The sequence below is a fragment of the Acanthopleuribacter pedis genome, assembly GCF_017377855.1.
GTDB classification, from domain to species: domain Bacteria; phylum Acidobacteriota; class Holophagae; order Acanthopleuribacterales; family Acanthopleuribacteraceae; genus Acanthopleuribacter; species Acanthopleuribacter pedis.
The window spans coordinates 84,957-111,640 of sequence record NZ_JAFREP010000004.1 but is presented as its reverse complement, the minus strand read 5'-3'; the positions used below and the strand labels follow the sequence as shown (position 1 = coordinate 111,640).

The window sequence follows — 26,684 nt, the reverse complement described above, 5'->3', positions numbered from 1 at the left end:
GCTTAGCCCAGCCTGGGTTTGGGGTCTACATGGGACCAATTCGGCGTTTATCAGGCTGTTCCTGGGTTTTCTCACCTGATTTGAACAAAAAATCGATCCCTGGATTGTTCACCAGGCCCGTCTCAAGGGCCGCGGCGCGCCGCCGCTTCAGTCCGCCACCAATTACCCAACAATTCGCCGCGGTATTTCTGTTCACCCACCCGGAAATAAAAAAAGCACCGCCGGGAAACGACGGTGCTTTGAGTAGCAAAGGATGGTGGTTGGCTACGCCTCGGAGGGCTCACCTTCAACAACGCGAACCGCGATGCGTTTGAGATGGCCTTCACCCAAGGATTCGGTTTCGACATCCTCGTAGTCTTGAAGTGCCATGTGAACCAAACGTCGTTCGTAAGGATTCAGCGGGTTCAACAGTACCTGGTTCCCGGTATCGCGGGCGCGCGCCGCGGCGGATTCCGCCATGCCGCGAAGTTCCGCTTCCTTGGCGGCAATAAAACCACCGCTGTCGACTTTGATTTCCAATTCGAGATCGGGGAAATGTTTTTCAACCAACGTCATCATCAGGAAGCTCAAATCGCGAAGCGCTTCGCCGTGGTTCTTTTGGAAAAAATTTTCGTCTTCTCCGACGAAATTCACATAGACGGAGGGAAACTCGATGTCGGATTCGAGTGTCACATCAAGGCCGTGGCCGCGGGTAAAGGTGTCAAGGCTCTCGAGGAGCAGATCTACCGCGGGTTGTGCTTGTTCGGTTTGGGTCATGAGTTTTCGTACCTCCGTCGCAGGATGAAGTTTTGGACGAGCATGAAGATGTTACCCGTGATCATGTAAAGGACAAGGCCGGAGGGCATGCTGATGAAAAACACCGCAAAGGCAAGGGGCATGAATTTCATCATGCGCTGCTGAGTGGGATCCATCCCGGCCATCGGCATGGACAACGAGGTGAGAAACATGGAAGCGGCCATGAGGATGGGTAACACGTAGTAGGGATCTTTTACCGACAGGTCGTTAATCCAAAACATCCAGTCGGCTTGGCGTAAGGAAATTGAGGAACGCAACAGGGAAAAATAAGCGAAGAAAATCGGCATTTGCGGCAACATTGCGAAACAGGAAGCGAAGTGATTCACACCTTCTTCTTTAAAAAGTTTCTGCATTTCTTGCTGCATTTTCATTTTCGATTCGAAGTCGTCGTCATCCGAATACTTCTGCTTAATTTTCTCCATTTTAGGCTGTAACTTGCGCATTTTAATCGAGCTTTTCATGCTCGGAATCGCAAGCGGCATGAGGATCAAGCGAATGAACAGGGTTAACACCACAATCGCCCAGCCCCAGTTCCCGGTAAGGTCGTAGGACAAACTAAGGAGGATGAACAAGCCCTTGGAGAGCAAGCCCGCCCAGCCGTAAGAAACCAGGTTCTCCAGGCGCGCATCGGCGGCTTCCAAGGTGTTTTCTTCCGTGGGACCCATGAAAAACGAACCCTTCAGGCTGTTGTTCCCGTCGATGGCAACCGCCGGCAAAACAAAGGGTTCCCGGCCGCCGATTTTATGGGTAACACCTGCCAAAAATACGTTGTCGGCAGGCTGTTCCGGCATGAAAACGTTGGCGAAGTAGGTGTCCTGAATCCCCAGCCAAACCACCTTTTCGGGTTCGTCCAACAGCGGACCAAACAAACCCGCTTCCAGCTTGGAGATATCCTGTTCCTCGTGGGTACCGTCCTCGGACCAAGCAATACGCATCACCTTGGGGTTGATTTCACCAAAATCAAAGAAAGAAGGGACCAACTTGTCGTTGGCGAGGACTGGCTGTAAACCCTCTGAAATCACCATTTTGTAGTTGAGATCAAGGCCCGAAACTTCGGTGGCGACGACTACTTTGTATTGATCAGTTAAGGTGTAGGTTTTTTGAATGCGAATCGATTCGTTTTCAGTAACAAACGATACTTCCCGATCCGACCGTTTCTCCACCTCAAACATCCAATAATCAGTTCGCTTATCTCCTGGCAATATAATTTCGCCAGGATAGTATGTGCGTGGATGAATGAGTTGAACGTTTTGTTCTTCTTTGGCGGAAGTGTAATACTGTTTTAAAGTAGCGCCGCGCATCACCGCGCCGCGGTTATCGAATTTCAAACGAAGAACATCGTTTTCGAGGGTTACGGTCTCTTGGGGTATGGCATCAAAACGATTTTCCGGGGTGGCGCCCTCGGCGCCCGCAACCGATGGGGTCTCGACCGGTGAACTTGGGTCGAGGCCGGAAGGTGTCGGCAAGCCGTCAGGCTGCTGTGTTTCGACTTGTTCGGTCTGGGTCTCCTCGGGCGCGTTCATCTGGTAACCGAGGAATTGGCCCAGCATCGACCAAGAGAAGAATAGGACCATACAAAGACTGATGGTCAAAATTAATCGTTTTTCCATTGATGTCCTCATAGGAGGCTCCTGAAAACCAGGAGCCTATGACCGGTTGATCTTTTTGAGCAGGATGTCAAAGCTCTTCAGGTAATCCTGAAAATCGCGGTCCAGGATACCTCTCCGGGGGGAGACAACAATGTCAAAACCCTTTTTGAATGAGGCTTTCTTTTCCCGGAAAGCTTCGCGAGTCCTACGTTTAATAAGATTTCGCTTTACTGCTTTTCCGACTTTTCTAGAAATAGCCAAGCCAATACGAGGCTCTTGATGCTCGCTGGGTATGACCCGAAAAATGAGCGTATGGGTCACCACCTTAAAGCCACGCTGATAAACGAGTTGAAAATCAGCGGACTTTAGCAGGCGGTTATGTTTGCGAAATCGTTTATCCTGCAAGCCGTTTTCTACCGGACGAACGACGGCTTGCCACAATGCGGCGGCCACCAACCGTTTTCATGCGAGCCCGAAAGCCATGTTTCTTTGCGCGTTTACGACGGTTAGGTTGGAATGTGCGTTTCATCGGAAAAATCCTCCACTCAATGTTTGAAAAACCCTGTTCAACCCGTAACTCTTTGCGACCAATGCTTGAACAAGCGGTAAAAAAGGGGACGGGGTGCCAAAAAAGCGTCAATGAAGAACGGGTTGAATCTTGAAGGTGGCACTATGTTTCATAACTGAACCCAGCCCACAAGACCATAGACGGTACCCGAAATCGGGGCAAAAGTCAATGTAGCAGCGGAAAATGATTCGAGGCCGGGCACCCATGCCGTAGGCGCCAAAGCAGGTGTCTTGTCCAAGGGCCACCGTTTAGCAGAAATCACCTTTGAGCACCAGCACTTAGTCTAAACTTCTTTAAATTCTCACATTTTGCATACAACAACAATTTTTCATTAACTGTTTAATTATTAAAATCTCATACCGTTACGTAGGGTCATTTTCGGAACAGCGCGGCATACCATCGAACGCGAAAAAAGGGAAGCCAAAAGGCTCACATTTCATTCATAGCAGCTTCCACGACATTTTCTTAACCAACGCGTAAACAACTTGATTCTATCGACTTATGCTTAAGTACAAGAAACTCTTATGGATACAACCAACACATTCCCCCCTCCTGATTAAGGCTTGAGGGCCCGTTTCCTCCTATGTTAGTATGACCTTCCGTTTTGGGTTTTTATATCTCCCATTCGTTTTTCCTTTAACTTTCCAGGAGGAGCACGGTTGTTATCTCTTTGGAACAAGGTATTGTCGTGCCTTGAAGAGCGACTTCCAACGGAACAGATCGACGAATGGCTCAGACCTACGAAAATTCTTAGCCAGACAAAAAATGAAATTCAGATCAAAGTTCCAAACGACATCTTCATTGATTGGATTCAAGAAAACTACCTCGAGGACATTTACAGTGTGCTCAAAAGTCTTGGTCTACCTGATTGTAAGGTTAACTTCTTAAATCAAGCCGAGGCGAAGCAACTTGAATCACTTCTTCGGAAAAATGATTCTGAGGATCAAAATGAAGAAGTCAACGGGTCCCATGACAAAAAAGAACATGTGCGGCTCAACCCTAAATACAAATTCGAACTTTTTGTCGTCGGCAGCAGTAACCAGTTTGCCCACGCCGCCTCCTTGGCGGTTGCCGAGGCACCTTCTGCTTCCTACAACCCACTCTATTTATATGGACCGTCGGGTTTAGGGAAAACACACCTGTTGCATGCGATTGGGCACCGGCTCATTGAGACCCGACCCGACCTCAACATTTGTTACACCACGTGCGAAGAGTTCACCAACCAGTTCATCAACTCGATCCGCTACAACAAAAGTGAAGCATTTCGAGGCCGTTACCGAACTGTCGATGTTTTGCTCATTGACGATATTCAGTTCCTCAGCGGCAAGATGCAAACCCAGGAAGAGTTTTTCCACACCTTCAACGCGCTTTTTGAGCAGCAAAAACAAATCATCCTCAGCAGCGATTGTGCGCCCAGCGAAATCCCAAAACTGGAATCGCGCCTCACGAGTCGTTTTAATTGGGGTTTGATTGCCGACATCCAGCCACCCGCGCTGGAAACACGGATCGCCATCCTCAAAAAGAAAGCCGAGGCCGAACGCGTTTTCCTCCAAGACGATGTCGTCCTTTACCTTGCCACCAAGGTAAAGACCAACGTGCGCGAACTCGAAGGCGCCCTCATTAAGTTGATGGCTTATGCCTCCTTGTCCAATCGCAAAATCGATCTCGATTTGGTGGAAACCTGTCTGCGAAATTACGTTCGCGACGAACCAACCCAGGTTAGCTGTGAAAAAATTCAGCGTTTCATCGCCGACCACTACAAAATCCAAACCAAAGACTTGTTGTCTAAGAACAATTCCAAGCGAATTGCTCAGCCTCGCCAAATTGCGATGTACCTGACGCGCCAGCTTACGAGTATGTCCCTACCCGAAATCGGCAGCGCCTTCGGCAACAAACACCACTCGACCGTACTCTACTCCGTTCAGAAAATTACCAAGAAGATGAAAGAGAGCAACGAGTACCACCAAATGATCACGGGTTTCACCAAGTCACTCACCTAATAGCGGCTTGAGTCATCCACAACCTGTGAACCAAATCCGCTTTTTTCCACAGGAGCCCTGTAGAAAAAGCCTCAGAACGCTTATAATCTCCTCAGTTTTCCACAGCGATCCACAGCCTTTTTCAACATTCTTGTGAAGAACCTGTTAAAAAACACCAACCTTTCCCACCCGGGATACCAACCTGTTAAAAACCCCCCTGGTTTTCCACAGTTTCCAACATTTTTTCCACAACCCTCAAACCCGCAACCCGACCCGATCCATCCGGTTTTCCACAGTTTCCACAAGCCTTACTGTGAAGACCTAAAAGAAATAAATTAAAAATTTATAAAAAGGTAAAACACATGGAGTTCCACATCGTTCGAAGCGATCTTCTCAATGAGCTACAGCTCATGATGGGTGTCATTGAGAAAAAGAACACAATGCCGATCCTCGCCAACATCTGCATCAAAGCCGAAAACAACCAGTTGATCCTGCAAGCGACTGATCTGGAAGTCGGCATCATCTCGTCTTGTCCCGCCCAGGTACTTGAGCCCGGTGAAATCACCGTACACGCCAAGAATCTGCAAGACATGTTGAACACCTTCTCCGATGCACAGGTCTCTTTTTCAATGAATGAAGGGACCATGCTCGATTTGGTTTGCGGCAGTGCCCAGTTTTCGATTGAAACGATGTCAACCCAAGACTTTCCTTCCATACCTGAATGTGAATTCGCTTCCGCGATTGAGTTTCAAGTGGGCTTTTTCAAAGATTGCATCACCAAGGTCCTCTTTTCCGTGTCGACCGATCCCCACAAGTACGCGTTAAACGGATCATTATTAAAGGTAAACAGCGGGGAACTCTCGCTGGTAAGCACGGATGGTCACCGCATGAGCGTGGTCAACAAGGCCTTGGGTCCTGATTTTCAAGATTTGGACATCATCATCCCCCGTAAAACCCTTCTAGAATTGCAAAAATCGCTCAAGACCAGTGACCCGGAGGAAGGATTCCAAATAGACTTCGTTGAAAATCGCATTTTCTTCAAGATTGGACCCCGCGTTTTGTTTTCGCGCCTCATCGATGGCAAATTTCCCGACTATCACAAGGCGATTCCGGTTGGCAACGACAAGGCAATTGTGATAGACCGCGTCAAGCTGTTCGAAATCGTCCGTCGTAAATCGGTGCTCTCCAGTGACAAGTCGAAACTGGTACGGCTGAGTTTTTCTCCCGGTGAAATGGTCGTGGTTCTCAAAAACGCGGAACGCGGCGAGTCCATCGATAAATTGGCCATCGAATACGAAATGGAAGCGGTCGATGTCGGCTTTAACGTGGATTACCTTTTGGAATATCTGAAAAACATGTCGGTTGAAAAAATTGAAATCAACATCAAGGACCACGCCAGCCAAGGTCTTTTCCAGTTGGTGAACGAGGAAGATACCGGTCTGGATTACAAACACATCATCATGCCGATGCGGTTAACCGGATGATGTTGGGCAGGTTTCTGTTTGTGGATTGAATCCATTCACACCCATAATTTTCGAAATCTCCAAGATGAAGCGGTCCGATTGAACCAAGGCTTGAATTGGTTAATCGGGCCGAATGGTCAAGGGAAGACGAACTGTCTCGAGGCGCTTTATTTTGTCATCACGACGAAAAGTTTTCGAACCAGTCGCAATGCGGATCTTTTTCGGAATCGTCGTGATACTACTTCTATTCAAGCTTCGCTGGTTAAAAATAAAGCGCGTTTTCGTTTCTCTGTAAAGCTACAACCAGGAAAAGTTAGTCGGTTTTTAGGTGATAAACCCTGTAAACCCATCGATTTTTTTGAAACGGCTGTTGTTTTAGCTTTTACAGCGCGAGATAAGATACTGGTTGAAGGCGCGCCGAGTGATCGTCGGCAATTACTTGACCGTATGATTGCTTCTATCGAACCGAACTATATTGGACTTATTGCGCGTTATCGACAGATTCAGAATCAATGTCGCAAACTACTATTACAAAAGAATGATTTATCTACATATCGTGGTTTTAAACGGACGATGATTCCTATCGCCCAAAAAATCATCGATAAGCGGCGTGAATTCTTAGAACTGATTCGCGAACCTTCTATTGCGATTCATCAGAATTTGTTTGCCGACCAAGAACCCTTGTTTTTCTCTTACCGGCTTCATAATTGTCCCGTTCCCAATCAGTACGGACAACGGCATCTGGATGTGTGCGCGGAGGAAATGCTCCACGGCCGGGCTGTAATGGGTCCTCATTTAGACGATTTAGACATCCGTTTTATTGATCACAAAGCCAAACATTTTGCTTCCTCCGGGCAGGTTCGTTCGATCGCACTCAGCCTTAAATTGGCGGTGCGGGAGTTGTACCGGGAACGGTATGGATTTCACCCTCCGCTGTTGCTGGACGACATCGATGCGGAACTTGATTCGGAAAGGTTGCTTCGATTACTTAACTATCTGGATACAAGGGGCCAAACCTTAATAAGTACCTCAAAATATGGTACAATCCAGGGTCGCCTGCACGATCATGTTTACATGGTTGACGATGGGTGTATCAGCTCCGAAAGGATTAGTGAATGACCGACCAACAGCAGGAATATGGTGCCGCGCAAATTAAGATTCTACAGGACCGTGAGGCCGTTCGCACCCGGCCCGGCATGTACATCGGCAATACCGATGACGGCTCCGGTCTCCACCAACTCGTTTATGAAGTGGTAGATAACGCTATTGATGAAGCTCTCGCCGGTCACTGTGATCTCGTCAACGTTACCATCCACGTTGATGGTTCGATTACCGTCGAAGATAACGGCCGCGGGATACCCACCGATTTACACCCGGAAGAGGGTCGTTCCGCCGCCGAGGTCATCATGACGGTCCTTCATGCGGGCGGTAAGTTTGACTCCAATTCCTACAAGGTTTCCGGCGGTTTACACGGGGTTGGCGTTTCTTGTGTCAACTTCCTCTCCAAAGAATTGGAAATGGAGATTCGCCGCGGTGGCTTTCTTCACCTGCAAAAATTCGAAACCGGCCGCCCCGTCGCCCCAATCCAAAAGCTCGGCGCCACCGATCAAACCGGCACCAAGGTTCGCTTTTTACCCGATCCAGAGATCTTTGCCATTACCGAGTTCAGCTTTGATATCTTAACCGAACGCTTGCGCGAGTTGAGTTTTCTCAATGAAGGTGTTCACATTAAGATTACCGATGAACGTTCCGCCCAATCCCATGATTTTTCATTTAGCGGCGGCATCCCGGCCTACGTGAACTATTTGGCAAAAAATAAGAAAAAGCTTTTGGAAGACCCTATTTCCTTTACCGCCTCGAAAGACATGATTAGCGTCGATGTGTCTTTGGTGTGGACGCAAAGCTATCAAGAAAATATCTATTGTTTCACCAATAACATTCGCAACCGCGACGGCGGTACCCACCTCGCCGGCTTACGCGGTGCATTGACCCGCAGCATTAATACTTACATCTCTGAACATCCTCTTCCGAAGAATATTAAAGTTAGTATTTCAGGTGACGATGTTCGCGAGGGCATGTACGCGATTATTAGTGTCAAAGTGCCCGAGCCGAAGTTCTCTTCTCAGACCAAAGACAAATTAGTATCAAACGAAGTAAAAGGCGTCGTTGAATCGGTTGCCCTGCAACAGCTCGCCAAGTTTTATGAAGAGAATCCCAAAGAAACCAAAATCATTATCGACAAGATTGTAGAAGCCGCCACCGCGCGTGAAGCGGCCCGTAAGGCCAGGGATCTTACCCGCCGCAAAGGCTACCTCGACATGGGCGGCCTGCCTGGCAAACTCGCCGACTGTCAGGAGAAGGATCCGGGTCGTTCGGAATTGTATCTGGTGGAGGGTGACTCCGCGGGTGGTTCCGCCAAAAGTGGTCGGGACCGCAAAAACCAAGCGATTTTGCCGTTGCGCGGTAAGATTCTTAACGTGGAAAAAGCCCGTTTTGAGAAGTTGATCGCCTCCGATGAGATCAAGCACATGATCAAAGCGCTTGGTACCGGCATTCACGATGAATTCAACATCGAAAAATTGCGTTACCACAAGGTTGTGATCATGACGGATGCCGATGTCGACGGCGCCCACATTCGCACCCTGTTGTTAACCTTCTTTTACCGCATCATGCCGGAAATTGTCGAGCGTGGTTACCTCTACATCGCGCAACCACCGCTTTACAAATTGAAAAAAGGCCGCAAAGAAACCTATATCCAGAATGAGGATGAACTCCAGAAATTTTTGATGAACCAAATCTCAGACGGGATTAAGGTCAAGATTCTCAAAACGGATGAAATTATTGAAGGTGAAGCACTTGAGCCGAAAGTGAACCTGCTGCGTCGTGAACGGGAACTGTTCAGCTTGATGGAACGCAAGGGGTTAACCGCGGATATGCTAAACGTGATTTTGCACGAACCCCGGATCGACACCATGGAGTACTGGCAAACGCGTCAGAATCTGTTGCAACTTTCTGATCAGCTCGTGGACTTGGGTATGACCTTCCAGCATATTCAGGAAGACACCCAATACGAGGCTTTTTCGTTATCGATGAACATTCAACACCGCGGTCACCAACACCAAATTGGTGTCGACTACAACTTGATCCATTCACCTGAATTCAAAATGATCAAGCATTACTACGACGAACTCGACGAATTCAATGATTCCGAATTTGAGGTCTATTACCAAAAGGCGGAACCGTTACACGTCGGCGGCAAGCATCTATTAATGGAAACCCTGACCGAATTGAGTCGCCGCGGTTTCCAAATGACGCGTTTCAAAGGTTTGGGTGAAATGAACCCCGAACAACTTTGGGATACCACCTTAAATCCTGAAAACCGCACGCTCCTCAAGGTCATGATCGAGGATGCCATCGAATCGGATGATCTCTTTTCAGTGCTCATGGGCGACGAAGTTGAACCACGGCGACGGTTTATCGAAGACAACGCGTTGAACGTTAAAAATCTCGATGTCTAATTAGGAGCACCTAATGAATTCAGAGCTACCGGTTAATATTACCCGGGAAATGCGTCAGTCCTATTTGGACTACTCGATGAGTGTGATTGTCGGGCGTGCCTTGCCCGATGTTCGCGATGGTTTTAAACCCGTTCACCGCCGCATTCTGTATGCCATGTTTCGTGAGGGTTTGCTTTCCAACCGCAAATACTCCAAGTGTGCCGGTGTGGTCGGTGAAGTACTGAAGAAGTACCACCCCCACGGTGACTCCGCCGTTTACGATGCCTTGGTTCGTTTGGCGCAACCTTGGAACATGCGTTACCAGTTGGTTGACGGCCAGGGGAACTTTGGCTCGATTGACGGTGACCGTGCCGCCGCCTACCGTTACACGGAAGCGCGCATGCAGCAAATCGCCGAGGAGATGTTAAACGACATCGACAAGGAAACGGTCGATTGGCAGCCTAACTTTGACGAAACGGTTAATGAACCGCTGGTACTGCCCACCCGTTATCCCAACCTTTTGGTTAACGGCAGTTCCGGGATCGCGGTTGGTATGGCCACCAACGTACCGCCTCACCATTTGGGTGAAGTGACCGATGGTTTGCTGATGTTGTTGGACAATCCCGATGCGACCATTGATGAGTTGATGACGGTCATTAAAGGACCGGACTTTCCCACGGGTGGCATGATTTGCGGTACCCAAGGGATCTATGACGCGTACCACACCGGCAAGGGTCGGATTATCGTTCGCGCGAAAACGCACTTTGAGGAAAACGAAGGCCGCACCTGGATCATTGTGGATGAAATTCCCTACATGGTGAACAAGGCCAAGGTTTGTGAAAAGATCGCGGAGTTGGTCAAGGATCAGAAGATCGACGGAATCAGTGAATTGCGTGATGAATCTGACCGTCACGGCATGCGGATTGTGGTCGAGTTGAAGCGTAATGAGGTTCCCGAGGTTGTACTGAACAAGCTGTACCAAATGACCGCGTTGCAAAGTACCTTCGGCGTGATTATGTTGGCGTTGGTCGACAATCAACCAAAGATCCTCAACCTACGCCAGATTTTGGGGCAGTTTATTGCTTTCCGTAGAGATGTGGTCATCCGCCGCACCAGCTTCTTGTTGCGGAAAGCGGAGGAGCGCTCGCATATCCTGGAAGGTTTGGTGAAAGCGCTCGATCTGCTTGATGAAATCATCGCGTTGATTCGTGCCGCCGAGTCGCCCTCCTTGGCACGTGCCCAGATGGTGGAACGTTGGGAATTCAGCGTGCGTCAGGCGCAAGCTATTTTGGAAATGCGCCTGCAGAAATTGACCGGCATGGAACGCCAGGCGATTGTTAATGAGTACAACGAAATCCAAGAAGTGATTCGCAAATTACGGCTGATTTTGGACGACCCCAACGAACTGTTGCGGGTCATTCGCGAGGAAACCCAAGAGGTTCGTGATCGCTACGTGGATGATCGTCGCACTGAGATTCGCGATATGGGGATCTCGTTTACCGTGGAAGATTTTATCGCCGACGAAAGTGTGGTGATCACCTGTTCCCACCGCGGTTATATCAAACAGACGCCGTTGACTATTTATAAGGAACAGAAACGTGGCGGTAAAGGTCGTCTAGGGATGCGTACGCATGACGATGATTTTGTCGAGTACATGTTTGTTGCGCAAACCCACGATTACCTGATGGTGTTTACCAACTTCGGGAAAGTGTACTGGATTAAGGTTCACCAGATACCGCAAACGGACGCGGCCAACAAGGGCAAAGCCATTGTGAACTTGATTGGTTTCGAGGATGGTGAACGGGCGGTTGCGTTTAACGCGGTTCGCGAGTTCTCTGATGACGTGAACCTGGTTTTTGCTACCCGTAAGGGATTGGTGAAGCGGACCGTGTTGTCCGCATTTAAAAATATTCGTGCGAACGGTATTCGTGCGATTTCGATTCAGGAAGGGGACGAGCTGATCAATGTTCGTCAAACCACGGGTGAAAGCGAGATCTTCTTGGCCAGTAAATTGGGCAAGGCGATTCGTTTCGCTGAAACCGAGGTTCGTCAAACGGGCCGCAGTTCCATGGGCGTTACCGGCATTCGTTTAAGCGACGGTGATACCGTTGTGGAGATGGCGGTGATCAACGAGGACAGCGGTTCGATTCTAACAATCAGTGAACTTGGTTATGGTAAACGTACCTTGGTAAGTGAGTACCGCTTGCAGGGCCGTGGCGGTTTTGGTTCGTTAAACATGAAGAAAACCGACAAGACGGGTTCCATCTCCGGTGTTCGCTACATCAAAGATCACGACAGTGTTTTGATTATCAGCCAACTCGGTAAATTGATTCGCCTCGATTTAACCACGATCCGCGACATTGGCCGTGTAACCCAGGGGGTTCGCCTGATTCAGCTAGATGACCCCAGTGACCGTGTGGTCGGCATTGGTCTGGTTCCCAAGGAAGAGGAATCGGATGAAGCGCTTGAAGAGATCCTAAGCGAAAGCGAAGCGGCGCTGGAAGAAACCGGCAGTGAAGCGGGTGACGGAAGCACGGAGCAGTCTGGCGAAGATCAAGAACAAGAGTCATAAGAACGAGGAAAAGCATGAAGTTTTTTTTAGACACCGCAATTGTTGATGAAATTAAAGAAGGGGTTGCCCTGGGCCTGGTCGACGGCGTGACCACAAACCCCTCGCTGATTGCAAAGTCAGGTCGTGACCACAAAGAAGTGGTCTTGGAGATCTGTGAACTGATCGATGGTCCCGTTAGTGCCGAGGTCATCGCTACCGACTATGAGGGTATGCTGGCTGAAGCACGTGAGTTGGCGGCCTGGCATGAACAAATCGTGGTTAAGGTTCCTTTGACCGAGGCCGGCTTGAAAACTGTTTCAAAGCTGGCACCGGAAGGTGTTCGCTTTAACGTCACCTTGTGCTTCAGCGCCGCGCAAGCACTTTTGGCAGCTAAAGCCGGCGCCAGCTTTATTTCGCCATTTGTCGGTCGTTGGGATGATATCGACTCACGCGGTATTGATCTGATTCCCGACATTGTGACCATCTATGAGAACTATGGCTTCGCTACTGAGGTTTTGGTTGCCAGTGTTCGCTCGCCCTTGCATGTTAGCGAGGCGGCGATGGTTGGTGCTCAGATCGCGACGGTGCCTTTTAAGATCTTAAAACAGATGTTCAAACATCCACTGACGGACATTGGCATCGAGCGATTTTTAGAAGATTACCGTAAGTCACAAGCCTAATTGATGCTCGATCAGGTAAAGAAGGAAGCGGTACCTTGGTGCCGCTTTTTTTGATGAAGGCTTTCCAGTTCGCCAATGTTCCACGTGGAACATTGGCGAAAATTTTTTTTGGGAGAGGGGTATGGGACGGTACAGCGACGTCGATGTGATTGTTGCGCCGGCAACGCCGGCGCAAGCGAAATCTGCCTTGGCAATTGTTCGGGTGTCCGGTGAAGGTTGTTTGGGGTTGGTGGCGCATTGTTTTCGTCCCAAGGGTAAGGCGCCTTTGAAACCATGGGCTCCCCGTTATGGCGATTGGATGGATGTGGAAGGTTTGGTCGACGATGTGATGGTGACGACCTTTCGTGGTCCACGTTCCTATACCGGTCAAGATATGGTGGAGATCAGTTGTCATGGCAATCCGGTATTGATTCAGGCGATTCAAACAAGTCTCACCAACTTGGGCGCGCGGCAAGCGCGCCCCGGTGAATTCACAATGCGTGCGGTCTTGAACGGGAAGATGGATTTGCTGGCGGCCGAGGCGGTGAATGGTTTGATCGAAGCCAATACCCGTTACCAGGCAGATTTGATTCGTCGCCAATCCCATGGACCCCTGGTTACATTTATTAATGAACAGGTTGAACAGATGTTGCAGATGCAGGCCCACATCGAGGCAACGATTGATTATGGTGAAGAAGACATTGACGCCTTGCAGCGCGAACAGCTTGCCGGAAAACTGAAAACCATGGTTGATGCTTTTAAACGCCTTGAACAGACGGCGCGTTTTTCACTGGCGATGAAGCGGGGTTTTAAGGTGCTGTTAACCGGTGAACCCAATGTAGGCAAAAGCACCTTGTTTAACACCTTGGTTCGACATGAACGCGCCATCGTCACCGAGTTACCGGGAACAACCCGTGACCTGATTAGTGAGCAAATCGAAATCGGCGGTTTACCCATTATCCTGATGGACAGCGCCGGGATTCGGGACAGCAATGACCGCATTGAACAATTGGGGATCCAAAAGATTTACGAACTACTTCACGACGTCGATTTGGTTTTGTTCCTTAACGACGCGGCCGAACCCCGTGAGCCTTACCCGCAACTCAAAGAGCTTACCCAAGAGAAGTGGTTCGAGGTCGTCACCAAACAGGATTTGGTGGAAGAATCGCACGTGGCCGAAAAGGACGATCAAATGAAGGCGCGCGTTCCGGTTTCAGCCTTGACCGGCAAGGGTTTGCGGCAGCTGGAACAACAAATTGTGATAAGATTGTCGACGGTTATGGCAGGTCAATCGGTGTACTTGATTAACCAACGCCAAGAAGAAATAATTTCAACGGTTTCAACCTTATTAAAATCGGCAGCAGACGATTTCGACATGGGATTCGGCGAAGAGGTCTTAAGCTCATATTTAAATGCCGCCCGTCAGCAGTTAGGAGAACTAACCGGTGAAACCGACGTTGAGGACATACTGGACCGCATGTTCTCTAATTTTTGTTTGGGAAAATAAAATATGAACGCTACGGATGTGATTGTGATTGGCGCGGGCCACGCGGGCTGCGAGGCGGCCTGGGCCTGTGTGACGATGGGATTAAACACGGTCGTCTTTACCATTAACCTCGACGCGGTCGGACAAATGTCCTGTAACCCGGCGGTCGGCGGATTGGCCAAAGGTCACATGGTTCGCGAATTGGATGCGATGGGGGGTTTGATGCCCAAAATCGCCGACGCGACGGGGATCCAATTTCGTATGCTCAATCGCAGTCGCGGCCCGGCGGTTCAAGCACCGCGTTGTCAGTCCGACAAGGTTGCTTACCGTCAGGTGATGCGCATGACCTTGGAAGCGAAAGAAAACCTGATGATTCGTCAGGGGATCGTGACCCGACTGCTGGTGGAAGGGGAACGCGTCGTCGGCGTGCGTTTGAAAGACGGCGATGAACTTCGCGCCCAAGCGGTGATCGTAACCACCGGTACCTTCCTGCGTGGCAAAATTTATATCGGCGAAACCACCTATGACGCGGGACGCTGTAACGAGTTGGCGGCACAAGAACTGAGCGCTTCGATTTTGGATTTAGGTTTCGCCTTGGGCCGTATGAAAACAGGTACGCCCGCGCGGCTTCATCGCAAGTCGATTGATTACACAAAATTCGATGCCCAGTGGGGCGATCCCGATCCCGTGTTTTTTTCCTACGGGACGAATCAGACCAAATTGGAACAGGTTTGCTGCCACCACGGTTACACCAATGAACGTACCCACCAGATGATTCAGGACAACCTGCATCGTTCGCCTTTGTTCTCCGGTGAGATCCAAGGGGTGGGACCGCGCTACTGTCCCAGTATTGAAGACAAGGTGGTGAAGTTCCCGGATCGCAACCGTCATCAGATCTTCTTGGAACCGGAATCCCATCACACGATTGAAGTTTATGTGAATGGGATGTCGACCTGTTTACCGATTGATGTCCAAAAAGATTTGTACCGAACCATTCCTGGTTTGGCGTCCTGTGAGATTTTGCGTCCTGGCTACGCGGTGGAATACGATCACATCGATCCCACTGAATGTAAGGCGACCCTCGAAACCAAAAGGGTAGGGGGTTTGTACATGGCGGGACAAATCAACGGAACTTCTGGTTACGAGGAAGCGGCGGCCCAAGGTTTTATCGCCGGTGTCAACGCGGCCCGCCAGGTTCAGCAAAAAGAAGCTTTTGTTTTGAAACGCGACCAGGCCTACATGGGTGTGTTGATTGATGACTTAGTGACCAAAGGAACCAAAGAACCCTATCGCATGTTCACCTCGCGAGCGGAACATCGCTTGTTGTTGGATGTGTTCACCGCGGACGAACGTCTCGCACCACTGGGTTTTGAATTGGGCATGTTGAACGAAACGGAGATGGCGGCGGTTGAAGAAAAGTATGCGGCCATCACCCGCGACATAGATCGCTTACAGAAGTACCGAATCAAACCCAACCAGGAAAATCGCGAGCGTTATCAAGCGGCGGGCATTCCCTTAAAACAGGTGGTCACCGCCCATGATTTGTTGCGCCGACCCAAGGTCAATCTGGAGACGATTTTGGGTTGCGCGGAAGATCTACAACTGGAAACGGCGTTCTCCGAGGTTTTGGAAAACAAAATCCGCTACGCGCCTTACGTGGAAAAAGAGAATGAGGAACTGGCAAAGATCGAAAGCTTGCGCCGTTTAGAGATCCCCGAGGATTTTGATTACAGCACCGTGCCTAGCCTGCGACGGGAAATGTATGAGAAACTAACGGCAATTCGTCCTAAAACGCTGGATCAAGCCTCACGCATTAGCGGCATGAACGCCAGTACCCTGGCTATTTTGCATGTTTTTGTGAAACGGTTTATGAATCACAAACAAAAGACCGCTTAAATTAAAAGTGCTAACGCCTTAAACGAGGATATTTTCATGGGTCAGATCATTGGCATTGTGAATCAAAAGGGCGGTGTGGGCAAAACCACAACCGCCGTCAATCTCGCGGCTTCTTTGGCCGCGATCGACAAAAAAATCCTGTTGATCGACTTCGATCCCCAGGGCAATGCAACCAGCGGCGTCAACATCGATAAGGATGAGGCGAACCACAACATTTATCATGTGCTTGCGGGTGAAATCACCTTGGAGCAGGCGATGATCGAATGTGAGATTCCCACCTTATATGCCGTCTCGGGTCACCGCAACTTGGCGGCGGCCGAGGTTGAATTGGTGAACGAGGTCGGCCGTGAGTTCGTGTTGAAGAACCTGCTGGAGCCCGTGAAAGACAAATTTGATTTCATTTTTATCGATTGCCCACCCAGTTTGAGTTTGTTGACGGTAAACGCTCTAACCGCATCGGACGGGGTTGTGATTCCCATTCAGGCGGAATATTACGCGCTGGAAGGGGTACGCGATTTGGTGGGTACGATTGAATTGGTCAAAAAACGACTCAACCCCAGCTTGCAAATTACTGGTGTGATTGTGACCATGTATGACGAGCGCACCAACCTTAGCCAACAAGTGTTGCAAGACGTAAAAGGCTTCTTTGGCAATCAGTTGTACAAAACGGTCATTCCTCGCAATGTACGTCTTAGCGAAGCACCCAGTTTTGGTAAACCGGCAATGCTTTACGACATGAAAAGCAAAGGTGCGCAAGCATACCTCAAACTAGCCAAGGAGTTTTTAAATGGCGAAAAAGTTAGGGCTCGGAAAGGGGCTTAGCGCGCTCATTCCCTCGGTTCCCAAGGAACAGGAAGAGATTCGCGATTTACTCCAGGAAATTGATGTCAAGCTCATTGATCCCAACCCGGATCAACCGCGCCAAAAATTTCACGAAAACCAGCTGTTCGAACTTTCAGAATCAATCCGCCACAACGGCGTGATTCAACCCATTATTGTCACGCAACAGGGGAGCCGCTACATTGTTATCGCGGGTGAACGGCGTTGGCGTGCGACCAAACTGGCGGGTTACACCAAGATTCCCGCGGTGGTACGGCAGGTTGAAAAAGGGCAAATGCTGTCCCTGGCTTTGTTGGAGAACATTCAACGCCAGGAACTGAATCCGATTGAAGAGGCCTTGGCTTATCGGAAACTGATTGATACCCATGATTTTACCCACGAAAGTTTGGCGACCAACCTTGGCAAAAGCCGCGTAACCATTTCGAATACCCTGCGGTTGTTGCGTTTGCCCGACGATATCAAAAACATGATTCAGGATTTGGTTCTTTCCTTCGGGCACGCGCGTTGTTTGATTACGCTGGAAGACAAAGAGAAGATGATTCGTTTGGCGCGCCAATGCATCGATCAAAAATGGTCGGTTCGTGAATTGGAAAAGCGGGTGGCCTTGGAGAAAGAAGAACGCAAAAAGCCACCGAAGGCCAAGAAGGATCCCATTCTCAAGGAATCCGAAAGCGTATTGCGCAAATATTTAAATCAGAAAGTGAGTATTTCCGGGGATGTGAAGAAGGGAAAAATTACCATTGCTTATGGTAGTGAAGACGAGTTTAAAAAACTTCTGACCTTTCTATCCTCTGAAGGGGGACAGGATGACGCAGAAGGATAATGGGTTTATGTGCGGGTTTCTCTCGGAGGGAACCCGCTTCGAGGGATCCCTTCAGTTCTCCAATAAGATGCGAATCGACGGTGACTTTTCCGGTGACATTGAGTCAACCGACCAGCTGATTATTGGTGAAAATGCAACGGTTGACGGTTCCATTTCGGTGGGTCGTTTGGTGGTGATGGGAAAGGTCAGTGGCGAGGTTACTCAATGTCGCCATCTTCAGATCGAAGAGGGTGGTCAGGTGCTGGCCGACATCCGTGTGGGTGTTTTAGACATAAAACCGGGAGCCATTTTTGATGGAAAATGCGTTATGATTGCAGACACTTAGCTCCTTTACCCACCCCATGCGTTCTTTTGAAAACACACTCGATTAGGATACGTTGCCATGTCTTGGTTCATTAAGAAATCGTCCCCCATTAAACCCGCGAAAGAGAAGAAAAGCGCCATTCCTGAGGGGTTGTGGGACAAATGTTTAGGCTGTAAAGAGATCATTTACCGCCAAGAACTGAAACGCAATAACAATGTTTGCCCTAAATGCGACTATCACTTCCGTGTTTCACCAGAAGAACGTCTTGCTTTATTGTTTGATGAGGGCGCCTTTGAACTCTTGTTTGATGATGTTCAGCCATTGGATCCGCTTTCTTTTAAAGCGGCTAAGGCTTACAAGGACCAGTTAAAGAAGCAGGCGGACCTCAAGAAAGTCCAGGAAGCGGTGTGGGTTGCTAAAGGAAAACTGGGCAAATCCTCGGCCGTGATCAGCGTGATGGATTTCTCTTTTCTCGGCGGTTCGATGGGTTCGGTTGTCGGGGAGAAGCTGACACGCGGCATTGAACTGGCCACGGAAGAAGGCCTGGCGGTAATTATTTTCTCCTGCAGCGGTGGCGCGCGCATGATGGAAGGCGCGATTTCCCTGATGCAAATGGCCAAGATCTCCGCGGCCCTAGCTCGCTTGGCCGAAAAACAACTGCCGTTTATTAGCGTTTTGACCGATCCAACCACCGGTGGCGTCACGGCCAGTTATGCCATGTTGGGTGATATCAATATCGCGGAGCCTAAGGCACTGATTGGATTCGCCGGACCCCGTGTCATTCAACAGACGATTCGTCAGGAATTACCGCCTGGCTTCCAACGCTCCGAGTTTTTGCTGGAGCACGGCATGCTCGATGCCATCGTGACCCGCGGTGAAATGCGTGACAAACTGATCAAGTACCTGACCTTTTTTAGCGGGACATCGAAAAATTAGGCGAAGAACCCCGCAAAAGACGATTTTTAAACTTATTTTCCTGGTAGATCTCCCTATCCACCAAGGGGGGGGCTGTGAAAATGAAAATCTCGTTGAGTTAAGCATCAGCGTTCTTTAAAGCTTTAGAAACAATAAGGTTCTGTAGAGGGTCGCGTGAAAAAGGCGCCAGTAGCGGTTTTTGACCACCTGAATGAGTGGAAAAGCTTGAATCCCGGCCTCGGACCCATCCGCGACGCCTTGGCGTCGCTCCAACATCCGCACCATGCCTACCGACATGTCACTGTTGGGGGAACCAACGGCAAAGGCACCTTGGCGTTTAACCTAATGAAACAACTCCCGGGGAAGGTGGGTTTGTTTTGTTCGCCGCACCTGGTCGACATTCGCGAGCGGATTACGATCAATGGTAACTTTGTTGCGGATCGGGTTTGGCAAGAAGCATATGCTTTTCTTTCCCAAAAGATCGACCCGCGCACCCTGTCGTACTTTGAGTTGATGTTGCTCACCGCGGTGGTGGTGTTCCAACGGGAAGCGGTTGATTGGGCGGTTTTTGAAGTGGGGCTGGGTGGCCGCTGGGATGCGGTGAACGCTTTGGCACCCGAGCTGATGGTTTTGACCAATGTGTCCCTTGACCATACCCGGATCTTGGGTGATACGGTAGAGGCGATTGCGCTAGTAAAGATTGATATCGCGCGGACGGGGAAACCTTTTATTTTGCCGGCCTCGATTTACAACTATCCATCAGTGAAAACACGATTACTAGAAATCAAGCCACTGATAAAAACCTATAGTGATAAAGGAACCATCGAAGATAATTTAACCTGTTACAATCGGCTTTGTTATTTTTTACCTATTCAACCTTTGTCTGAACTTGCTTTGCCCTTGGGTCGAAAAATGAAGGTTTCGCAAAATCTTTATGTCGATGCCAGTCACAATCGGGCGGGATGGCAGTCGACTGTCCTATGGCTCCAAAAGCACCATCCTTCACCGATCAGGATGCTTTGTAACTTATCGGCGGATCGCAACGTTGGTGAATTTGTCTCAATATTTAAAAACATTTCCGCGGACATGGTGGTGCTGCCAGGCGATTATGAAAAGGTGTACAGGGGTGTTTGGCCGGAGACGGTGCGTTTTGGGGACTGGAACGATCTGTCGACGCTGATGCAGGAACCGGTCTTGGTGACCGGCTCTTTGTACTTTGTCGGTGAATTCCTTCGACGATTTCCCACCATATAGAAAATTAGCTTTTATTTAGGATGCTTTCCACTTTTTCGCGTAGGGTTTCGGGTGTCATGGGTTTAACCACATAGTTGTTGACCCCTGCTTTTAGTGCTTGAATGACATCTTCTTTGGCGGCCATGGTGGTGACCATGAGAATGGGCACTTGTTGGTAGGGACCACTGCGTACATTTTTCACAAATGTGAGGCCGTCCATGACCGGCATGTTCCAATCGGTGACAATCATGTCAACCGGTCCCTCGGCGGTTAATTTATCAAGGGCTTCTTTTCCATTTTCCGCTTCGATGGTTTCGCTGTAACCGATCTTGGCCAGCGTATTTTTCACAATTCGACGCATGGTACTGCTGTCGTCAATCACCAAGAATTTCACGGTTTGCTCCTTTTGCGTGATGCATCATAAAAGCCTTTCAATCAGAGGATGTAAAACCTAAGCCTAGTATCGCTCACTTTAGGTTAAAGCACGAAGGTCACCAGAAAGGTGGGCTCCTCCCGAATGGAGAGTTTCACAACTTGGCCTTCAACTGATCGGACCTGATTGTTTTTGCTCCGAACGGAGAACGTTGTTCGCTCCTTAGGGTTATCGGTCTGATGAAAGAATTTTTTTAACTTTTCTTGATCGGCTTGATGAAGGAGCCACCAGAAGCTTTGGTTGAGTACTTGGTTTTCTCGATACCCGAACATGTCAAAGAACCGTGGGTTGGCGTCAACGATTTGGTAATTGCTGTTGAGAACCAACAAGGCATTGGGATTGGCTTCGAACAGGCTGCGTTGAAAGGTTTTCTGTTGGTGGAGCAACAGGGCTGATTTCTGGGCGCGAATCATTTCATAAGCAAAGGTGGCGAGAATCCGGGCCGCGTCTAAATCCGCTTGAACAAAAGGGGGTTCGCTCTTGTTATGGAGGCTAATAATGGCGCTGATGTTTTGGTTGCCGTCCATCATGGGCAGGATGATCAAGGAACCGTCGTTGTAGCCCGCCCAACCGCTGGTTTTGATTTGATTGTGTTGTTCCACATCGCTAACCAGTAGGGGTTCCCGTTCACGGATGGCGCTTTCGAAGGCACTGCCGGGACGCAAGGGCAAGGGAATGACCTCGGGAACATGGTCTTGATCAAGTGATTCACGCAGGACCAGGCCGTTGTGTTCAAAGGTAAACAGGCTGCCGCCGCGCGCCAAAGTTAATTTAGCGGCTTCCTGAAGGATGACCTGGTAGACAATCGCATTGGGTACCCTGGCCAGGCGTTGGACGGCTTGAACCAAGATATCAACTTGTTCGGGTCGGAAAAGGGGCATGGGGTGTCCTGAGGGTGTTACCAGGTGAACGTGGTTTTCCGGCAGCTTGGTGGTTGGTAATGATCGACGAGCACGTTAGCATTATATCGGTTGTTTTGAGGGTGACATTAGCCTGAGGTGAGCGCATGGTGCGGGGTGGTCGTGGATTCGGCCCGGCGCCGGGGTGACGACGCCTGTTTGTCACCCAAGGGGACGCTTTTTCGGTTACCGCTTCCCTCTTTTTCCTTCTGTTTCGCCCGTTCGTTCGTGTGCGTGCGTCAGGTGTCCTCTTTGGCCGTGAACGGCCCTGAAGGCGCCTTTATCGTCCAAATAAGTCCATGGTTGCCTATCCGGGAGGTGTCTTTGAGCCGTAAACCATTTGTGAAACGACAGAACCAGGCCGCTTTGATCGAGAAGTATCGGATGTTGGGCGAGTCGGAGACCTTTTTGGACTGCATGCAACGCGTATCGCGCGCGGCCAAGGTGAACCGACCGATATTAATTATCGGTGAACGCGGGACGGGCAAGGAATTGGTTGCGGCACGCCTGCACTACCTCTCCCCTCGTTGGCAGCAGCCGCGCATCACGATTAACTGCGCGGCCTTCTCCAAGGAATTGTTGGAATCGGAGCTGTTCGGTTACGAGCAAGGTGCTTTTACCGGTGCGGTGCGCGCCAAACCCGGCCGATTTGAATTGGCGGATCAGGGTAGCTTGTTTTTGGATGAATTGGCCAACAGTCCCCACGCCCTGCAGGAGAAATTGCTGCGTGTGTTGGAATACGGCGAATTCGAACGTGTCGGCGGCGTGGGCACCATAGGCGTGGATGTGCGCGTGATCGCGGCAACCAATCAGGACTTACCGACCTTGTGCCGGCGCGGTCGTTTCAAAGAAGATTTGTTGGACCGCCTCTCGTTTGAGGTCATTACCCTGCCACCTTTGCGCAGCCGCATTGAAGATATTCCCCTGATGGCTTCTAACTTCGCGGTGCGGATGGCCAGAGAAATGGATTTGGGTTCGGCGCCGCGGTTCTCTCGTTACGCGATTGAGTCGATGATGGCCTACCATTGGCCGGGAAACGTACGCGAGTTGAAAAACACCGTGGAACGGGCCGTATACCGCAGCGAGGGCGAGGTCATCGAGGAATTGGAGTTGGATCCTTTTGCATCACCGTTTCGCCCCTGTGTTGATCCCGAACCCTATCCGTCTGAAAGCAAAACACTTAATCTACGAAGCGGCGTTGCCGACGTTGCGGCGGTAGCGGCGGCCCCAACGCCTATAAGTTCCAACGGCGTCAGCAATTTGCCGGATGCGGTTGCGGCCTTGGAACGGAGCATGATTGAAGCGGCACTGCAGCGTTACCAGTTTAACCAAACCAAGGCGGCCGAGGATTTGGGTTTGAGTTATTACCAATTGCGCCGACTGATCAAGAAACTGGGTTTGTCCCTGGGCCAAGACGACGAGGCGTCGGCGGATTAATCAATATGGTGAGGTTTGGCACGTTACCGCTCCCCCGCATTGTTTGAATCTTATTGCCGGCGCCGGCGTCAGATGAGATTATGATCAGACCTAAGAGGCGCGATAAGAGCTAGCCCGCATTTCTCACAAGGAATTCTGCTACGAAGCCGAAACCCTTGCGATTACTTCGCTTACTTGGTCGAGCCGCCTTCGTCGTAGCGCTGCTACGCCGAAAGGTCGGACCCTTGTGTCGTCTCTCGGTCGTAATCTTCGTACTCACAAGGCTTTCAGCTTCTCGCTACGAATCCTTGTGAGAAATGCGGGCTAGGGATTTTCGCTAAAGATCTGGAGCGAAATGGCTTGGAAAAAGCGAGCCGGGGTCGCGCACGACCGCACCCGTTGGGTGCGGTGAGCATTTTCCCAAGCCGTTGCAGCCCAGAGGTTTAGCGAAAATCACCGCGTCGCGTTTCTTAGGTCAAAACTAAGATCCGAGTTAAGGCTAAAGATCTGATGCCAAAGTATTTGACCTGTTCATCCCGCCGGCTCGTCAGCGGATGACACCGGTTCGGCAACCGACTTTGTGATGGGACCTCAATGATTCGTTTTTACCATGTATACCAATCTTATCAAAAAGACGTCTTTGCCTTGTCCGATATCTCGTTCACCATTAATCCTGGCGAGTTTATTTTTCTAACGGGTCCCAGTGGTGCCGGAAAAACAACGCTACTGAAGTTGATCATTCGTGAAGAAATCCCAAAGAAGGGACAGATTTTGGTTCACGGTCAAAATGTCAGCTCGATTCCGGTTAACAAAATCCCCCGTCTGCGCCGCTCCATCGGGGTTGTTTTTCAGGATTTCAAACTGATTCGCAACAAAACCGTGTTTGAAAACGTGACCTTCGTGCTGAAGACGCTGGGGATTGATCTCAAGGAACGCAGACGTCGTGCGCACAATGTACTGAAAATGGTCGGCTTGCAACACAAAACCCACTTCTACCCGCTCGAACTTTCGGGGGGTGAACAACAACGCGTGGCGGTGGCACGCGCCATCGTCAACGACCCGGTCCTGCTGGTGGCCGACGAACCCACCGGCAACCTCGACCCGGACCGCGCCGCCGATATCATGAACCTGTTCGAGAAAATTAATCGCAAGGGAACGACCGTATTGGTGGCAACCCACGACCGCGATATGATTCAACGGATGCGCAAACGCGTGATTTCGCTGAATGCGGGCCGTTTGGATCACGACAGTGGATCGCAGGTACACGGCGAGGAGAATTGATGCTGCAGTTCCTTTATTTCTCCTTTTCCGAGGCGATTACCAGCCTTTGGCGCACCCGCATCCTCAATTTACTTTCGCTCGGTACCATCATGTTCGCGATGTTCATCCTCGGCTCCTTCATGTTCGTCGGTTTGAACCTACAAAACCTGGCCCTCGACTGGCAAAAACAAATCCAGTTCAACATTTTCCTGACCGAGGAAATCACCGAGGAAGAACGCGCCGAAATCCAGGCCTACCTGGGCAAATCCTTTTTTATCGACACCTTCACCTACCTCAGCAAAGATCAGGCGCGCATGCGGTTTGATGAAAAGTTTGCCGCCTACGATAAGGTTACCGAGGGCCTGGAAGATAACCCCTTCCCCGCTTCCTTCGAGGTGTTCCTGCTGCGCGGCACCAAACAACAAACCTACACGACGCTCAAGGACGAACTCTCCACCTTCGGCGGCATCGAAGAGGTTTATTACGACGAAGAGATCTTTAAACGCCTGGGTATGTTCGCCGGTTTCATCCAAATGGCCGGTTGGTTCTTTGGGGTGATTGTGATTTTTTCTTCGATTTTCACCATCTCGAATGTGCTTAAACTGACCTTTTTCACCCGGCGTGAAGAGGTCGACATCATGAAGCTGGTTGGGGCCTCGCGTGCCTACATTCGCGGTCCCTTTATTATCGAGGGCGTGTTGCAAGGCTTGTTGGGCGCCTCGGCCGGGGTTGCCTTAGTGTATGCCGGTTACCTCGCCGTGAACCATTTCCTTACCGGCAACGCTACCTTCATTCTGGGTAACTTAGAGCCTGAATTCCTGCCGCTTCAGTGGGTGTTCCTGATCTTGTTTGCGGGTGCCTTCTCGGGTCTTTTGGGCAGCTTGTTTTCCCTGCACCAATTTCTGGAAGAACACATCAGCTACCATTAACCACGGGCACCGCCCCGCCGAAATCCGCCTTTGTCCCCCATCCTTTTCCAATGGCGGCACCACATTCGGTTAGAATGATGCGAGATCCACTTGAACCAACCCGGCGCGACCGACCCTGGAGAGCGACCACGTGAGCAACGGCCAACGACAGGAACACAACACCGGCAAACGAAAACGCGTCTTGGTGACGGGTGGCGCCGGCTTCATCGGTTCCCATTTAACCGCCCGTTTGCTTCACCAAGGCCACGAGGTGCTGATCGTCGACAACTTCCTCAGCGGGCCCAAACGCAACATCAAACACCTGTTACACCATCCGCGCTTGGCCATTATCGAACAGGACATCATCCAGCCGCTCTATGTCGAGGTGGATGAAATTTACAACCTCGCTTGCCCCGCCTCGCCGGTTCACTACCAGCAGAACCCGATTCGCACCATCAAAACCTGCGTGATCGGCATGCTCAACATGTTGGGTTTAACCAAAAAGAACAACGCCAAAATTCTACAGGCCTCCACCAGTGAGGTTTACGGCGATCCCGATGTTTCACCCCAGAGCGAGACCTACCACGGCAGCGTGAGTGTGACCGGCATTCGCGCCTGCTACGACGAGGGCAAGCGCTGCGCCGAAACCCTTTGTTACGAGTACCGTCGCCAACACGGTTTGGACATCAAGGTTGCGCGTATTTTTAATACCTACGGCCCGCGCATGCAGATCAACGACGGCCGCGTGGTTTCCAACTTCATCGTGCAAGCCTTGCGCAATGAGCCGATTACGATTTATGGGGACGGCTCGCAAACGCGCTCGTTCTGTTATGTCGACGACCTGCTCGGCGGCCTTCAGGCACTCATGGCCAGCCCGCGTGACGTCGGCGGTCCCATGAACCTCGGTTCCCAGGAAGAAATCACCATCCTCGAACTCGCCAAACGCGTTCTGCTCCTGACCGGTTCGCGCTCACCGATCAAACACCTGCCCGCTACCCAAGACGATCCCAAAAAACGCCGTCCCGATTTGACCCTCGCCAACGGCTACTTGGCCTGGTCGCCGCGTACCAAACTCAACCAAGGTTTGGTCAAAACCATCGCGTATTTCGAGGAATTGCTCAGTATGGAAGAGGAATCCCTCACCCTCTAACGCGCCGCGCGTGCTGGCAA

Annotated in this window: 23 protein-coding genes; 17 read left to right on the top strand and 6 right to left on the bottom strand. The window is 50.4% G+C overall.

From position 1 onward, the window contains the following. Positions 1–264: 264 nt before the first annotated feature. The 4 genes from J3U88_RS05420 to rpmH are packed head-to-tail and all read right to left on the bottom strand — an operon-like array spanning position 265 to position 2,913. Entirely contained in the window at positions 265–756 is a 492-nt protein-coding gene (locus tag J3U88_RS05420; RefSeq protein WP_207857387.1) for a Jag family protein, read from the bottom strand. Then, complete coding sequence (yidC, locus tag J3U88_RS05415; RefSeq protein ID WP_207857385.1) at positions 753–2,405, bottom strand: membrane protein insertase YidC; 1,653 nt, start codon at positions 2,403–2,405, stop codon at positions 753–755. Before yidC ends, J3U88_RS05420 begins: the two co-directional genes overlap by 4 nt. 36 nt (positions 2,406–2,441) lie before the next feature. Further along, positions 2,442–2,837 carry a ribonuclease P protein component gene (gene rnpA, locus J3U88_RS05410; RefSeq protein WP_341535173.1) on the bottom strand — a complete coding sequence of 132 codons (396 nt, stop codon included), beginning with the start codon at positions 2,835–2,837 and terminating at the stop codon, positions 2,442–2,444. Then, positions 2,779–2,913, bottom strand: a complete 135-nt coding sequence (rpmH, locus tag J3U88_RS05405; protein WP_207857382.1) for a 50S ribosomal protein L34 — start codon at positions 2,911–2,913, stop codon at positions 2,779–2,781. The genes rnpA and rpmH overlap by 59 nt, the downstream gene beginning before the upstream one ends. A gap of 698 nt (positions 2,914–3,611) precedes the next feature. Here rpmH and dnaA point away from each other — a divergent pair. The 13 genes from dnaA (at position 3,612) to J3U88_RS05340 (ending at position 20,619) form a co-directional block, all read left to right on the top strand. Further along, the gene (gene dnaA / locus J3U88_RS05400; protein ID WP_207857380.1) at positions 3,612–4,952 is read left to right on the top strand and encodes a chromosomal replication initiator protein DnaA; all 1,341 of its coding nucleotides are present in this window, start codon (positions 3,612–3,614) and stop codon (positions 4,950–4,952) included. A gap of 341 nt (positions 4,953–5,293) precedes the next feature. After that, a complete protein-coding gene (gene dnaN / locus J3U88_RS05395) occupies positions 5,294–6,415 on the top strand; it encodes a DNA polymerase III subunit beta (protein ID WP_207857378.1) in 1,122 nt (373 codons plus the stop codon). A gap of 18 nt (positions 6,416–6,433) precedes the next feature. After that, a complete protein-coding gene (gene recF / locus J3U88_RS05390; RefSeq protein WP_207857377.1) occupies positions 6,434–7,513 on the top strand; it encodes a DNA replication/repair protein RecF in 1,080 nt (359 codons plus the stop codon). Next, on the top strand, positions 7,510–9,912 hold the full coding sequence (gyrB, locus tag J3U88_RS05385; protein ID WP_207857376.1) for a DNA topoisomerase (ATP-hydrolyzing) subunit B: 2,403 nt from the start codon (positions 7,510–7,512) through the stop codon (positions 9,910–9,912). The genes recF and gyrB overlap by 4 nt, the downstream gene beginning before the upstream one ends. Positions 9,913–9,925: 13 nt before the next feature. After that, positions 9,926–12,463, top strand: coding sequence for a DNA gyrase subunit A (gene gyrA / locus J3U88_RS05380; protein WP_207857375.1), 2,538 nt, complete (start codon positions 9,926–9,928; stop codon positions 12,461–12,463). A 14-nt stretch (positions 12,464–12,477) separates the two neighbouring features. Beyond that, positions 12,478–13,122: a fructose-6-phosphate aldolase gene (fsa, locus tag J3U88_RS05375; RefSeq protein WP_207857374.1), complete on the top strand. Its 645-nt coding sequence runs from the start codon at positions 12,478–12,480 to the stop codon at positions 13,120–13,122. Positions 13,123–13,243: 121 nt separating this feature from the next. Beyond that, entirely contained in the window at positions 13,244–14,608 is a 1,365-nt protein-coding gene (gene mnmE, locus J3U88_RS05370; RefSeq protein WP_207857373.1) for a tRNA uridine-5-carboxymethylaminomethyl(34) synthesis GTPase MnmE, read from the top strand. Positions 14,609–14,611: 3 nt separating this feature from the next. Beyond that, on the top strand, positions 14,612–16,483 hold the full coding sequence (gene mnmG, locus J3U88_RS05365; RefSeq protein ID WP_207857371.1) for a tRNA uridine-5-carboxymethylaminomethyl(34) synthesis enzyme MnmG: 1,872 nt from the start codon (positions 14,612–14,614) through the stop codon (positions 16,481–16,483). Between the two features lie 36 nt (positions 16,484–16,519). Next, entirely contained in the window at positions 16,520–17,305 is a 786-nt protein-coding gene (locus tag J3U88_RS05360; protein WP_207857369.1) for a ParA family protein, read from the top strand. Beyond that, positions 17,271–18,146, top strand: a complete 876-nt coding sequence (locus tag J3U88_RS05355) for a ParB/RepB/Spo0J family partition protein (protein ID WP_207857367.1) — start codon at positions 17,271–17,273, stop codon at positions 18,144–18,146. The genes J3U88_RS05360 and J3U88_RS05355 overlap by 35 nt, the downstream gene beginning before the upstream one ends. Further along, positions 18,130–18,471, top strand: a complete 342-nt coding sequence (locus J3U88_RS05350) for a bactofilin family protein (protein ID WP_207857365.1) — start codon at positions 18,130–18,132, stop codon at positions 18,469–18,471. The genes J3U88_RS05355 and J3U88_RS05350 overlap by 17 nt, the downstream gene beginning before the upstream one ends. Positions 18,472–18,528: 57 nt before the next feature. Continuing rightward, positions 18,529–19,386 (top strand): acetyl-CoA carboxylase, carboxyltransferase subunit beta, encoded by an 858-nt coding sequence (gene accD / locus J3U88_RS05345; protein ID WP_207857363.1) that lies wholly within the window; start codon positions 18,529–18,531, stop codon positions 19,384–19,386. Positions 19,387–19,539: 153 nt separating this feature from the next. After that, complete coding sequence (locus tag J3U88_RS05340) at positions 19,540–20,619, top strand: bifunctional folylpolyglutamate synthase/dihydrofolate synthase (RefSeq protein ID WP_341535172.1); 1,080 nt, start codon at positions 19,540–19,542, stop codon at positions 20,617–20,619. Between the two features lie 4 nt (positions 20,620–20,623). Here J3U88_RS05340 and J3U88_RS05335 read toward each other — a convergent pair whose 3' ends face one another. Both J3U88_RS05335 and J3U88_RS05330 read right to left on the bottom strand, forming a co-directional pair. Further along, positions 20,624–20,992, bottom strand: coding sequence for a response regulator (locus tag J3U88_RS05335; protein WP_207857359.1), 369 nt, complete (start codon positions 20,990–20,992; stop codon positions 20,624–20,626). Between the two features lie 83 nt (positions 20,993–21,075). Continuing rightward, on the bottom strand, positions 21,076–21,912 hold the full coding sequence (locus J3U88_RS05330; protein WP_207857357.1) for a GAF domain-containing protein: 837 nt from the start codon (positions 21,910–21,912) through the stop codon (positions 21,076–21,078). A 384-nt stretch (positions 21,913–22,296) separates the two neighbouring features. Here J3U88_RS05330 and pspF point away from each other — a divergent pair, with 384 nt between their 5' ends. The 4 genes from pspF to J3U88_RS05310 all read left to right on the top strand — a co-directional run bounded on the left by pspF (position 22,297) and on the right by J3U88_RS05310 (position 26,664). Further along, the gene (pspF, locus tag J3U88_RS05325; protein WP_423842038.1) at positions 22,297–23,367 is read left to right on the top strand and encodes a phage shock protein operon transcriptional activator; all 1,071 of its coding nucleotides are present in this window, start codon (positions 22,297–22,299) and stop codon (positions 23,365–23,367) included. 573 nt (positions 23,368–23,940) lie between these two features. Beyond that, positions 23,941–24,627 carry a cell division ATP-binding protein FtsE gene (ftsE, locus tag J3U88_RS05320; RefSeq protein WP_207857353.1) on the top strand — a complete coding sequence of 229 codons (687 nt, stop codon included), beginning with the start codon at positions 23,941–23,943 and terminating at the stop codon, positions 24,625–24,627. Continuing rightward, complete coding sequence (locus J3U88_RS05315; protein ID WP_207857352.1) at positions 24,627–25,535, top strand: cell division protein FtsX; 909 nt, start codon at positions 24,627–24,629, stop codon at positions 25,533–25,535. Before ftsE ends, J3U88_RS05315 begins: the two co-directional genes overlap by 1 nt. Positions 25,536–25,665: 130 nt before the next feature. Then, positions 25,666–26,664, top strand: coding sequence for an NAD-dependent epimerase/dehydratase family protein (locus J3U88_RS05310; RefSeq protein WP_207857350.1), 999 nt, complete (start codon positions 25,666–25,668; stop codon positions 26,662–26,664). The last annotated feature ends 20 nt before the right edge of the window (positions 26,665–26,684 follow it).